We start from the raw sequence: 13384 nt of genomic DNA on the forward strand, positions 1-13384 counted from the left end.
CCTAGGCTACAAATCTAAAACAGATAAATCTAGATACGCACCAGCATCCGCTGGTGTTTCTAATCTAGGTAAGCTGCCTATAAATGGCACATCTAAAAGGGTTTTCAAACTAGCAATGTTATCGTCCAGATAAGGCATATTGGGATCAACTTGATTAGCCACCCAGCCCGCTATTTTTAAGCCATCGTTGCGGATACATTCAGCGGTTAACACTGCATGATTTAAACAACCTAAACGCATCCCCACAACTAAAATCACCGATAGGTTTCGTTCTACTACGAACTCTGACAAATATCTTGGATTGCCTTCAAAATCAATGCCCAGTGGTAAACGCCAGCCCCCTGCGCCTTCTACAATCAACACATCTGGTTTTTTTTGTAATAAACAAACAAACCCTTCACGCACTGTGTCGATTGCGATTAGCTGAGCTGTGTTGTCCGTACTGAGCTTCTGAGCGGCTAAATGCGGCGCGATGGCGGCTTCAAATGCAATGGGATTAACTTCGTCATAACTTAAATCAATACTTGAATGTTTTTGCAAAGCCAAGGCATCTTCATTACGTAAGCCTTGAGGGGTGAGTTCGCAGCCAGCAGCAATAGGTTTGTAAGCAGCTGTCAGCAAACCCTTTTTATTGAGTAAAATAAGCAGTGCTTCAGAAACGAATGTTTTGCCAACTTCGGTATCTGTACCCGTAACAAAAAACGCGCGGCGTTTAACTGATAGATGTCCCATGAGAATCCTATTTAACAACGAATCGGCGTTATTTATTGCAGTGTAAGAAGCAGACCTGATAAGTCAGAGGAAGTTGCATATTTTCAGCATACTTTTGCCGATAATAAATTTCAAGATGTTGCAACTTGTGCCGATTAAAAACGTTTTTTATTTCAGGTTTTGATTGTTCTGTTAAATTTTGGTTTGTAAGTAAAACATTAGCGCCAATAGCTTTGATTGAAGACAATAATTGTCGAATATTTGCGTGCCAAGTTACGTATTGTTTTTGTTTCATACTCACCTGCAGTCCTTGGGATGTTGCCGCATCATACCAAGTCTGAGCAGTTGCAAAGTTATTCACATGGCGCTGACTATCAATACTTTTCCAGCTGTCGTTCAATTGATTAAATGACCCGTCACACATAATGGCCAACACAGCATTGGAACCAGATGTCATTACTCGTGTTATTTCGGACATCACTTTTTGCGGATCCTCAGACCATTGTAAAGCCATGGACGAAAACACCATATCAACCGAGTTATCTGCCATTGGTATAGCATCTGCGTCACCTTGCAACCAACAAATGGATGCGTCGTCCCGAAGACTATTTTGCTTAGCATAAGCCAACATGCCAAAAGCTAAGTCCATAGCCACTAACTTGTCACACCTTGTGGCAAGTTGCTGGCTAATACGCCCTGTTCCGCAGCCTAAATCTAATCCACTTTTATAACGAAGCGGCACATAAGCCATAGCGTCAAAGGCGATATCTAGTTGTACATCAGCAGCAGAATTATACGTATCAGCCGCACGGCTAAATTGCTGGGCAATACGAATTTTATTGTGATTGACGATGGAGATTTCAGACATCACTCAAGTGTTTTTTTCATTGAGTAAAACAAGTTGTAAAGCATCAACTAAGGCTACAATATCGCGAGAGTCATGCCCAGCGGTTAACGTAATCCGCAGCCTATCAGTATGTTTTGGTACTGTGGGATAACGAATAGCTGTTACCCATAAACCTAATGCTTTGAGTTTTTCACTTGCATCTAAGGTTTGTTGTGCATCACCAATTAATAAGGGTTGAATAGCTGTATTCGAGGGCATTAATGTTAGCCCGGCTTTATTAGCTAAGAATTTAAACTCTTGTATTCGCTCGACAAGAATGTTTCGACGATCGGCACTTTGTTTGGCTTGTAAACTCATTAACGTGGCATAGGCCTGAGCTGCAGGCATAGCGGTACTGTAAATATAATGCCGGGCAAAGTTAATCAGGTAATCAATAAAGTCATGGCTGCCAGCAACAAATGCCCCAGCCGTTCCTATCGCTTTGCCAAAGGTTGCCATCAAAATTGGCACTTGTTGTTGAGACAAGTTATGGGTTTCTATCACTCCCCTACCGTGCTTGCCTAAGGTACCAAAACCATGAGCATCATCTACCATCAACCAAGCTTCGGTTTGTTTAATGCTAGCGACAATTTGCCCTAAGGGTGCTTCGTCACCATCCATACTAAAAACACCTTCAGTGGCGACTAAGGTATTTTGAGCTTGTTGTTTATCAGCGGAGTTTAACAACCTTTGAAGGTGTGTAATGTCGTTGTGTTTAAAACGAGTTAGCTTGGCCTTTGATGCTTGTGCACCTTCAATAAAAGAAGCATGCATTATTTTATCGGCAATAATCAGGTCGTTATTTTTTATATTACTTTGGCTAAAAAGCGCTTGGCAAACGGCTTGATTAGCCGCAAAACCAGAATTGAACAGCAACACTTTGTCGCGTTTAAGTTCAGAGGCTAAATATTCTTCCAAAGCCTGATGAGCATTGGTATACCCCGTCACTAAAGGTGATGCGCCACTGCCGCCGCCATATTCGCTTATACCATCGACCCAGGCTTGCATAACTACACTTGAACGGCGCATGGCTAAATAGTCATTGCTGGAAAAATTGATATAGTGTTGACCAGCAATTTCAATCATTGGTCCTGCAGCTGAGTCAACAGTATGCCGAGTACGTAAAAGCCCTGCATTTCGGCGCTTTGCTAAGGCCGCAGCGATAAAATCAAATGCCATTAGCTTGTTGCAGTTTCAGCTTGTTTAGTCGACGCATCGTAAAATAAGTTTTCGCCATTTTTACCACTAAAATCACCATCAATTTCCTCTAAAAGGGCGGCTTCATGAGCTTCATCTGAATAGTCACGAGTTTGCGCTGAATTAATCCCTAACTTTTTAAATAGAGTCACATCTTCGTGAGTTTCAGGATTAGAAGTAGTTAGCAACTTACAACCGTAAAAAATGGAATTAGCACCCGCCATAAAACACATAGCCTGCATTTGTTGGTTCATCGCCTCGCGACCAGCTGATAAACGCACGTAAGACTTAGGCATCATCAGCCTAGCAATGGCAATAGTACGAATAAACTCGAAATAATCTAAGTCTTCGACGTTTTCCATAGGAGTGCCTTTAACTTTAACCAACATGTTGATTGGCACACTTTCTGGGTGATGTTCAAGATTAGCTAACTGCACCAATAAACTAGAACGGTCAGATGCTGTTTCACCCATTCCCACTATACCACCAGAGCAAACATTCATACCTGAATTTCTGACGTTATCCAGCGTATCTAATCTATCTTGGTAGGTGCGAGTGGTAATGATATCGCCGTAAAACTCTGGTGAGGTATCAAGATTGTGATTGTAATAATCGAGGCCAGCTTGTTTCAGAGAAAGCGCTTGATCACGGGTTAACATGCCCAAAGTCATACAAGTTTCTAAACCAAGTTTTTTGACTTCTTTAACCATTTCGATCACATAAGGCATATCTCTGTCACGGGGATTACGCCACGCCGCGCCCATACAAAAACGGGTAGAACCCGCTTGTTTGGCTTCTTGAGCACGTTGGATCACTTTTTCCACTTCCATCAAGCGTTCTTTTTCTAAGCCTGTATCATACCGAGCGCTTTGAGGGCAATACTTACAATCTTCTGGGCAAGCGCCGGTTTTAATCGACAATAAAGTACTTACTTGCACTTGGTTAGGATCGAAATTTTGCCTATGTATAATTTGCGCTTGAAACATTAAGTCATTAAATGGCAGTGCGAAAAGGGCGTTGACCTCTTCAATTGTCCAGTCATGACGAATACTTGCTTGATTGGGTGATGAGGAAATGTTTAAAGACGTATTGTTTAAGGACATTGTGTAACCTTGGGTTTTCAGACTTTACTAAATGATTCAAGGCGCTTAGTCTATGGCGCGCGGCAACATTGTCAACTTAATTTAATATTAAACATTTACAAGTGAGTGAAATTTGAGCAGTGAAAATCTACTATTCGATCAACAACATATTTGGCACCCATATACCTCAGCAATTGAGCCGCTACCCTGTTATGAAGTGACAAGAGCTGAAGGGGTTTATATTCATCTAGCTTCAGGGGAAAAACTTGTGGATGGGGTGTCATCTTGGTGGACGGCCATTCATGGTTATAATCACCCTGAACTCAATCATGCAGTTAAAAGTCAAGTAGATGATTTTGCTCATGTGATGTTTGGTGGATTAACCCATAAGCCGGCAATCGATTTATGCCGCACATTAGTGGATATCACGCCCCAAGGTCTAGATCGTGTATTTCTGGCAGACTCAGGTTCGGTATCAGTTGAAGTGGCGATGAAAATGGCATTGCAATATTGGGCGTGTCAGGGCAATAGTCATAAACACAGGTTTATAACACCTCGTAATGGTTATCATGGCGATACATTTGCTGCGATGTCGGTGTGCGACCCCATTAATGGCATGCACAGTTTATTTGCCGATGCCTTAGCTCAACAAATTTTTGCCCCAGCACCACAAACTCGCTTTGATAAACAGTGGAATGAAGATGATATCAAGCCCCTTGAGCAACTTATTCAAGCCCATCACAATGAACTAGCGGCACTTATTATCGAGCCTATAGTGCAAAATGCCGGCGGTATGCGAATTTATCATCCCGAATATTTAAAGCGCTGCAGGCAACTTTGCGACGATTACAACATACTGCTAATTTGTGACGAAATTGCCACAGGTTTTGGCCGCACAGGTAAGTTATTTGCATGTGAACATGCAGATATCAGCCCAGATATAATGTGCTTAGGTAAAGCTTTAACTGGGGGGTATATGACTTTAGCCGCCACTATTTGTTCTGAGGATGTTGCCCAAGGTGTATGCCAAGGAGAGCCTGGTGTCTTTATGCATGGCCCAACATTTATGGGTAACGCTCTAGCCTGTTCAGTAGCGAATGCTAGCTTAAAGATCATTCAACAAAATAACTGGCAGGCGCAAGTGACCCAGATTGAAAAGCAACTCCGTGCAGAATTGGCACCTTGTATGGATTTAGAAGCAGTAAATGATGTTCGAGTGTTAGGTGCTATTGGAGTGGTGGAATGTAAATCTGCAGTAAACGTAGCGGAGTTACAAAAAGCTTTTGTGAAACAAGGTGTATGGATCAGACCGTTCGGTAAACTTGTGTATATTATGCCACCCTATATTATTGACCAGAAACAGCTTAGCCAATTGACTCAAGCTATCTACAAAGTACTAAAGTAGAAAACGCTTTTTTTATATTAGTGAAAAACGTCTGGGACTAATTCGCTCAATTGCTGTAGTTGAGCTTGCAATAACTGTGTGGCAGGATCTTTAGGGCACTTACGAATAAAATATTGATAGTCAGCAATAGCCACTTGAGTACAATCCAATTGGTGTAATAAAAACCCTCTGTCTCTTCTTTCATAAGGATCGTTAGGGCACAAATTGACTAATAACTCTACCGCCTTTAGCGCTTCTGAATAACATTTTTCGTTGATGTATGAAGCTTTTAAATTATGCAGTAATCTAACAATAGTCTCGTCACAGCTAGCTTCGTCTAAGGCTTCTTGTGGCATTTTTTCATCTTCTATTTTTTCTAAAATTGAAAAGTATAGAGATTCCAAATCTTGCCGACTCAGTTGTTTACCATTTAGGGGATCTAAATAAATATCACAGTGATGACTAAAACGGCACTTCAGTAAAAAATGCCCCGGAAAGTTTACACCACAAACGTCAAAACCCAGCGCTTTGCCCATAGATTGAAACACAATAGCAAGGCTAACAGGAATACCAGTACGGTAATCAAGGACATGATCTAACAAGCTGTATTGACAAGAAAAATAGTTCTTCTCATCGCCACTGAAAGCGAGTTGCACATAAAAAAATTGGATAAATTGTTTAAAATCTTTTGCAGTGGTCTCTGTTGAACCAATAAATGCTTTAGCTTGCTCAATCCACAATGCAACTTTACCTAGATAATCATCGGGTTGACAACTGTTAGGTTGAAACACGCTAGCTAGCTGCAAACTGGCCATCAAATAATCACCCTTAGAGATAGCCTGTTTTAACTCTTTCAATTACTTAACCCCACTAAATATACTCACTCCTTTTTATCGGTTTAAGTGGGCTAACCTTTACTGGAAATAGCTGCTAAATCTCATAAAAAAACCTAAGTCACTGTTAATTCATAATATATGGCTTAATTTATGGGTTAACTTAAAAGAGTATAGGTTGTTTACTCACAGCGACCATGCCAGCGAACGCAATCCAACTTAATGCTCCCACTAACCCTATGCCTCGCATAAAACCTGTACGGCCAAGTTTTAACGCTAAAGTAACCATAAATATATACATGACCAAAGCTAATAACTTTTCAGTGACCCATGCATCGACAAATGGGTATTGCTTAAGCAATACGCATAATATTGCTGCACTAACCAGAAGCAAGGTATCCACAATATGCGGAAGGATTTTAAGCCACTTTTTTTGCAACATTGGTGATTGCATCGCGTTAAGCACAAATCGCAATAAAAACAACAGCACACTTAAAGCAATGGCAGTTAGATGGATATGTTTAACAATTTCGTACATTCTTAATAAACCTTAAATTTTAGGGTGACAATAACTTAACTTTCGCTAGTTAGGCTTTGCATTATACTTTCTATCTCTTCGATATTTTGTTGCAAAAGCTCTACCATTTTTGGATCAAACTGTTGACCTTTCTCAGCAACTATCACCTCCATCACTTTTTCTAACGGCCATGCTTCTTTATAACTGCGCTTAGTTCGCATCGCATCAAAAGCATCTGCAAGGCTGGTGATCCGGCAAAATATATGAATACCTTCGCCAGATTTACCTCTTGGATAACCTTTACCATTCCAATATTCATGATGGTCACGGGCAATCAATGCAGCCGCCTTAATAAGTGGCCGATTAGAATCTTTTAATAAGTTGTAACCTATCTCTGCGTGATTACGAACTTGGAGCATTTCTTCTTTATCAAGGCTTCCTGACTTCAACATGATATGATCTGAAATTCTAATTTTACCAATGTCATGTAATGGAACCGCTAAGCATAACGTCTTTAAATCTTCTTTAGACAGATTTGCAGCACGGCCTAAAATTTCACAAATTTTAATCATTCGCTTAGTATGATTTACACTCCCAAAGTTTTCTTCCAAAGACTCTGCTAAACGCTCAATAATTTCCCGCTGCGTATCTTCAATATCTTTGTTTAACAACACGTTATCGAATGCAATTTGTACATTTTGGGAAAATATTTTGATTAAATGTTTATCCGTTTCAGTCAGTTTCCTCGGCAAACCCGACATGTAAAGAAGTGAACCTTTTTTAGTTTTACTGTCACAATAAACCACCAAATAATCGTCTTCACAGATCATCGTTTTATTTGCATAAGCTTGCTGACAAGAAAGCAACTCTCGGCCACTTATTACTTCCTCGAGTCGATTACCTTCTGTATTTTGATACTCACCTCTTCCCGTAAACACATAAAGTTCGGAGCAGTTATATTGTTCTATTGGTTTAGGACCAACAACGGCCGATGTTAAATAAGCCGTGTCTTTGGTCCCTCCTAACAACGAAGCCAATTGCTGAACTATGCCTTCAATAAAACTTTCTAGAGAATGAATACTGAAAAGATCAGCCGACGCAGAGATGATTTTTTCCAAACCCTGTCTATTTTCTTCAATAACAATGATATCGCGATAAGAACGAAGGGCAGAAATAACCACTGTGAAGAGTTTTTGAGCAGTCAGTTCAGTTTTAGATTTGTAATCGTTAATATCATAATTAATGATGACATCACGCTCAGGGGCTTGCCCTGGTTGGCCTGTACGTAAAATAATACGAGTAAAGTGATTATTCACTTCATTCCTAATAAATTCAGCGACTTTTAAACCTGCATCATCTGTTTCCATGACCACATCGAGCAGCACTACTGCTATATCATCATGCTCAAGAAACATTCTTTTCGCTTGTTCACCATCAAACGCACTAATAAACTCAAGATCTTTTTCTTGAAATACAAAATCACCAAGGGCTAACTTAGTCACTGCATGTACTTCAGGCTCATCATCAACTATTAAGACTTTCCATTTACCCTGCCACTCAATTTCATCATCTGTATCTTCGGCAAAAAAAATTTCGTCAGACATAACACCTCCCTATAAAACAATGACTTGGTAATAAGCTAAAGCTAACATTAACCTGTAAAAACTGTATGTTAAGTTATAACTTATTGATGAAAACAACAACTCAGTGAGATGAATAATCCATTATAAAAATAAAAATCATACCCCTTCTACCTAAAAATTACGGATTCAGCGGGAGTATAAAATGGAACGCTTTGGGTATATATTTAAATGCACCCCAAGGTAACACGTGGCAAGCCATTCAAGTCGAGTTCGCTGCGAATTTTCTTAAAACCACTTGCCCGCAAAACATCCATTATTTGATCACTTTGCTGATACCCATGTTCAATCACCAGCCAAGCGTTATCAGCCAAATATTGCTTACTTTGGGAAACAATTAAGCGAATATCATCAAGGCCATCTACACCTGACGTTAAGGCGCTGCTTGGCTCAAAGCGCACATCACCTTGCTGTAAATAGTGGTTATTGTCTTCGATATAAGGCGGGTTTGTTACGATAAGATCAAATTGTTTATGCTCAACGGCAGAAAACCAATCACTTTGAATAAAGTTAACTCGTTCGAGTTTATGCATAATGCCATTATCTTTGGCTAAATCGACTGCTTGAACGCTTTTATCTAAACCTGTTACCAACCAATTGGGGTTTTCAGATGCTAATGCCAAAGCGATAGCACCAGTTCCTGTGCCTAAATCCAACACTACTGAATTCTCAGCTAAATTAAGGGTCAAGGCAATTTCAACCAAGAGCTCGGTTTCAGGTCGAGGGATCAAGGTAGCGGCAGAGACTTTTAAACGTAATGACCAGAAATCCCTATAGCCAATAATATGTGCCACAGGATGGCCTAAGGATCTTTGCGTAATGTATTCTTTAAACACCTTCATCTGCAATTCATCTAACCGCTTTTCGGGCCAAGTGTGCAGGTAAACCAGCTCTCGCTGTATGCTGGCGGCCAACAACACTTTGCTGTCAATAGCCGCGGAATCATGCAGACCATCATCACTCACATTATGTGCACTGAGCAGCTCCTTGGCCCAAGATAATGCTTGTTCAATGGTCAATAACAGATTATCCAAGAGAATTTATTCGTCAGAAAGTGAAGACAACAAATCGGCTTGATGTTCTTGTCTGATTGGCTCTAACACTGCATTCAGTTCGCCCGCAATCACATCGTCTAAACAATATAAAGTCAGATTAATCCGATGATCTGTGACGCGTCCTTGAGGAAAGTTATAAGTACGAATACGTTCCGAACGGTCACCACTAGCCACTAGGTTTCGACGGGTAGAGGTTTCTTCTGCTTGGCGTTTATCTTCTTCTAATTGGGTCAAGCGAGACTGTAATATCGCCATCGCCTTAGCACGGTTTTTGTGCTGTGAACGTTCATCCTGACACTCAACCACTATGCCTGATGGATTGTGGGTAATACGAATTGCAGAGTCCGTTTTGTTGACGTGCTGTCCACCGGCACCAGACGCTCTGAAGGTATCTATTTTTAAATCGGCTTTATTGATTTCAATGGCTTCAGATTCAGGGATTTCAGGCATCACCACTACAGTACAAGCTGAAGTATGAATACGCCCTTGTGATTCAGTATCGGGCACACGCTGTACACGATGTCCACCTGACTCAAACTTCATAATGCCATAAGAGCCAACACCAATAATATTGGCAATCACCACTTTATAGCCACCATGATCTCCATCATTTGCCGTAACTAGTTCTACTTTCCAGTTCTGTTTTTCAGCATAACGACTGTACATACGGAATAAATCACCAGCAAAGATAGCGGCCTCATCCCCCCCTGCCCCAGCACGTATTTCCACAAAACAGTTGCTTTCGTCATTAGGATCTTTTGGTAGTAATAATACTTGTAGCTCTTGGGTGAGTTCTTCGATCCTTAGTTTAGAAGACTTATATTCTTCCTGAGCCATCTCGCGCATTTCGGCGTCATCTTCTTGCATCATTTCTTGTGCAGATTCAAAGTCTTGTTGAGCTATTTGAAAATCACGAAAACACTTCACTACACTTTCTAACTGTGAGTACTCTTTGGTTAAGCCTCTGTATCGGTCTTGATCTGCAATGACTTCAGCTTCACCCAATAGGGCTTGCACTTCTTCGTAGCGCTCATCCAAGACTTCTAGTTTTCGTTGAACCGATTGTTTCATTATATTCCTGTACGCGGACTAGGTTATCCGCTAATTATCTGATTTTTTTAACGCTAATGCATCAATTAGTAATGCTAGTTGTTGCGGATCTTGTTCACTGGCCGCATTTTTTAAAGCTTTGGTTGGGGCATGAATAAGACTATTGGTTAATTTATTAGCAAGTTCAATGACCACTTGTTCAGCATTTTTGCCATCCGCTAGCTGGTTTAGTGCTTTACTCACTAAGGTATCTCGCTGCAACGCACTTTGATCACGAAACCCTTTTAGTACATCAATTGATGACTGGCTTTGTTGCCAACGCATAAATTGTTGTACTTGCTGTTCAACCATTTCATCCGCAAGTGCTGCTGCATCTTGTCGATTAGCCAAGTTTTTTTCTACTATTTGCTGTAAATCATCCACTGTATAAAGATAGGCATCATCCAAATCCCCCACCTCAGCTTCAACATCACGAGGAACCGCTAAATCAACAAAAAACATAGGCTTATGCTTACGTTCTTTTAACGCACTTTGCACTAATCCTTTACCTAAAATGGGTAGCTGACTGGCGGTTGAACTGATGACGATATCAGCATCTTTTAAATGCTGAGGGATTTGCGCCAAGGTTAATACAGAAGCATTCAGAGGCTCGGCAATTTTCTGGGCACGAGCTAAGGTACGATTTGCTACTGTGAGTGATTTAACATTATGTTCATAGAGATGTTTGGCCACAAGTTCGATTGTTTCGCCAGCGCCAATCAATAACACCCTACTTTTTTCCAGTGATGAGAATATATGTTTAGCTAATTGCACAGACGCATAAGCAACAGACACAGCATTGGCACCAATATCTGTTTCACTGCGCACCCTTTTTGCCACTGAAAAAGTATGTTGAAACAGCCTTTCAAAATCTCCCTTGATCACCCCAGAATTTTTGGCATCAGTAAAAGCTTGTTTCACTTGCCCTAAAATTTGTGGCTCACCTAACATCATGGAATCCAATCCACATGCCACCCGCATAATATGATTGGCTGCTTGCTGCTCGGTATAAAGGTAACTGTTGTCGTGTAATTCTTTTGCTTGGACACCATGAAAATGAGCTAGCCAAGTGGCAATATTGTTTGTCTGTATATCTTCTAGCTGTGCATATACCTCGGTTCTATTACAAGTTGACAAAATCACAGATTCGGTTGCGCCCGTTTCTTGTCGCAAAGATGCCAGCGCCTGCACTATTGCATCGGGTGAAAAGGCTATTTTTTCACGCAATTCAACTGGGGCGGTTTTGTGATTAATACCAAAAGCAATTAGGGTCATGGAGTGATTAGGTAAACTACAACAATGGGCCAATTAAGTGGCGGCATTGTACGCAAAAGGTAAAACTATTGAAAGCGATGTCACTTGTATGTTTCTATTGCCGCAATAAATTTTTCTATTTATAGAGCGTTATTCAAACAGTGTTAGCTAGTTGCCCCTATATAAAACAAACTTTTTCTGCCTTTATCCTTATTTTTTATCTGGCTGGTTGTGCCACACCCCCTAAACCAACAGTGAGTTTAAATTCTGCAGCTCATCAATTGTCGTTAGAACAACAAGATCACTGGCTGATAAAGGGTAAACTCGGCTTTAAAAGTCCCGAAAAGAAACAAAGTGCTAACTTTAGATGGCAGCAAACCCAAGATCAATATCAGCTAAACATGACCTCTATTATAGGCACTTCACTGCTAAATATGCGGGGCGATGACGAGGGTGTCACCTTGGTTGCTGATGATGAGACCTACCAAGATGCTGACGCTAGTCATTTAATTTGGCGTGTCACAGGCTGGCAAATACCAGTAGAAAAATTACGCTTTTGGATAAAAGGACAACATCAGAACAAGGATCAAGTGATAACAAGTGAACAAGGATGGGTCAGCCAATTGCAACCTATCTGTGATAATTGCGAAAACTGGCTAATTAACTACGACAATTATAAATTAGTAGATAAAGTATGGTTGCCCCATAAAGTGGTGCTTAACAATAGTCTTAACAATAGTCAGCTGTTAATTCGCATTAATACCTGGGATTTGCATGAATAACCCTATTAAAAACTGGTGGCCGAGCCCAGCCAAACTTAATTTGTTTTTACACATTAATGGCCGTTACAAAAATGGCTACCATCAATTACAAAGTTTGTTTCAAATCCTTGACTATGGTGATGAGCTAGCTTTCGATGTTAATGCTTCAGGAAAAATCACTCTAGCGGATCCCATTTCTGGTGTGGTGGATGAAGATAATTTGATTATTAAAGCTGCGTTATTATTAAAACAAAGTTTGCCAGCTACGCAATCTAATGGTCTGGGTTGTACTATTCATCTTAGAAAGCGATTACCTATGGGCGGTGGCATAGGTGGAGGTTCGTCGAATGCCGCAACCACTTTGTTAGTGCTAAACAAACTATGGGGTTGCCATTTATCTGCGGAAAAACTAGCCGCACTAGGCTTAACCTTAGGTGCAGACGTACCTATTTTTATACAGGGGAAAACAGCCTTTGCTGAAGGTGTAGGTGAAAAACTGCAACCAGTGAGCCTACCAACAAAAACCTATCTAATATTATTTCCCGATAGTCATGTGTCGACTGCTGAGATTTTTTCCTTGGCTGAACTGCCTAGAAATACAGCAAAAATTGATTTTAGCGATTATAGTTTTGCAAACACTCACAATGATTGCCAACAATTAGTTTGTGATCGCTATCCGAATGTTGCAAAAGCATTACACTGGTTGTTAGAATACGCGCCGTCGAGGATGACCGGTACAGGCGCATGTGTATTTGCAATATTTGAGCATCATCAGGAAGCGTTAGATGTTCAAGCTTTATTGCCAAAAGGCACTACAAGCTTTGTTGCAAATGGGGTTAACACATCCCTTTTACATAGCCAGATCCAAGCACAAATTTACTAGTTTTATTGGGGTATAGCCAAGTGGTAAGGCAACGGGTTTTGATCCCGTCATTCGTTGGTTCGAGTCCAGCTACCCCAGCCATTTTTAAATAG

Annotated in this window: 13 protein-coding genes and 1 tRNA gene; 4 read left to right on the forward strand and 10 right to left on the reverse strand. The window is 40.7% G+C overall.

What is annotated here, in order from left to right; translation table 11 throughout:
• Positions 1-6: 6 nt before the first annotated feature.
• From bioD to bioB, 4 genes are read right to left on the reverse strand one after another with little or no spacing between them, the layout of a single operon-like run.
• A complete protein-coding gene (bioD, locus tag GARC_RS25675; protein WP_007626011.1) occupies positions 7-732 on the reverse strand; it encodes a dethiobiotin synthase in 726 nt (241 codons plus the stop codon).
• Positions 733-760: 28 nt separating this feature from the next.
• Positions 761-1579: a methyltransferase domain-containing protein gene (locus GARC_RS25680; protein ID WP_039990560.1), complete on the reverse strand. Its 819-nt coding sequence runs from the start codon at positions 1577-1579 to the stop codon at positions 761-763.
• A 3-nt stretch (positions 1580-1582) separates the two neighbouring features.
• Entirely contained in the window at positions 1583-2776 is a 1194-nt protein-coding gene (locus GARC_RS25685) for an aminotransferase class I/II-fold pyridoxal phosphate-dependent enzyme (protein ID WP_007626013.1), read from the reverse strand.
• Positions 2776-3897 (reverse strand): biotin synthase BioB, encoded by a 1122-nt coding sequence (gene bioB, locus GARC_RS25690; RefSeq protein ID WP_007626014.1) that lies wholly within the window; start codon positions 3895-3897, stop codon positions 2776-2778. Before bioB ends, GARC_RS25685 begins: the two co-directional genes overlap by 1 nt.
• A 112-nt stretch (positions 3898-4009) precedes the next feature.
• Here bioB and bioA point away from each other — a divergent pair, with 112 nt between their 5' ends.
• Positions 4010-5281, forward strand: a complete 1272-nt coding sequence (gene bioA, locus GARC_RS25695; RefSeq protein ID WP_007626015.1) for an adenosylmethionine--8-amino-7-oxononanoate transaminase — start codon at positions 4010-4012, stop codon at positions 5279-5281.
• 17 nt (positions 5282-5298) lie between these two features.
• Here the strand turns inward: bioA and GARC_RS25700 are convergent, their stop codons facing one another.
• From GARC_RS25700 to hemA, 6 genes are all read right to left on the reverse strand, one after another.
• The gene (locus GARC_RS25700; protein ID WP_007626016.1) at positions 5299-6117 is read right to left on the reverse strand and encodes a SirB1 family protein; all 819 of its coding nucleotides are present in this window, start codon (positions 6115-6117) and stop codon (positions 5299-5301) included.
• A 139-nt stretch (positions 6118-6256) separates the two neighbouring features.
• On the reverse strand, positions 6257-6631 hold the full coding sequence (locus GARC_RS25705; RefSeq protein WP_007626017.1) for a SirB2 family protein: 375 nt from the start codon (positions 6629-6631) through the stop codon (positions 6257-6259).
• Positions 6632-6666: 35 nt separating this feature from the next.
• Positions 6667-8214, reverse strand: a complete 1548-nt coding sequence (locus tag GARC_RS25710) for a response regulator (RefSeq protein ID WP_007626018.1) — start codon at positions 8212-8214, stop codon at positions 6667-6669.
• A gap of 203 nt (positions 8215-8417) precedes the next feature.
• Positions 8418-9284, reverse strand: coding sequence for a peptide chain release factor N(5)-glutamine methyltransferase (prmC, locus tag GARC_RS25715; protein WP_153811033.1), 867 nt, complete (start codon positions 9282-9284; stop codon positions 8418-8420).
• Positions 9285-9290: 6 nt separating this feature from the next.
• Positions 9291-10376, reverse strand: a complete 1086-nt coding sequence (gene prfA, locus GARC_RS25720) for a peptide chain release factor 1 (RefSeq protein WP_007626020.1) — start codon at positions 10374-10376, stop codon at positions 9291-9293.
• Positions 10377-10406: 30 nt separating this feature from the next.
• Positions 10407-11669, reverse strand: a complete 1263-nt coding sequence (hemA, locus tag GARC_RS25725) for a glutamyl-tRNA reductase (RefSeq protein WP_007626023.1) — start codon at positions 11667-11669, stop codon at positions 10407-10409.
• Positions 11670-11809: 140 nt separating this feature from the next.
• Here hemA and lolB point away from each other — a divergent pair, with 140 nt between their 5' ends.
• The 3 genes from lolB (at position 11810) to GARC_RS25740 (ending at position 13373) form a co-directional block, all read left to right on the forward strand.
• Complete coding sequence (gene lolB, locus GARC_RS25730; RefSeq protein WP_007626024.1) at positions 11810-12430, forward strand: lipoprotein insertase outer membrane protein LolB; 621 nt, start codon at positions 11810-11812, stop codon at positions 12428-12430.
• Complete coding sequence (ispE, locus tag GARC_RS25735; RefSeq protein ID WP_007626027.1) at positions 12423-13292, forward strand: 4-(cytidine 5'-diphospho)-2-C-methyl-D-erythritol kinase; 870 nt, start codon at positions 12423-12425, stop codon at positions 13290-13292. Before lolB ends, ispE begins: the two co-directional genes overlap by 8 nt.
• Positions 13293-13298: 6 nt before the next feature.
• Positions 13299-13373, forward strand: a tRNA-Gln gene (locus GARC_RS25740).
• Positions 13374-13384: the final 11 nt, after the last annotated feature.

Source organism: Paraglaciecola arctica BSs20135 (genome assembly GCF_000314995.1).
GTDB lineage: Bacteria > Pseudomonadota > Gammaproteobacteria > Enterobacterales > Alteromonadaceae > Paraglaciecola > Paraglaciecola arctica.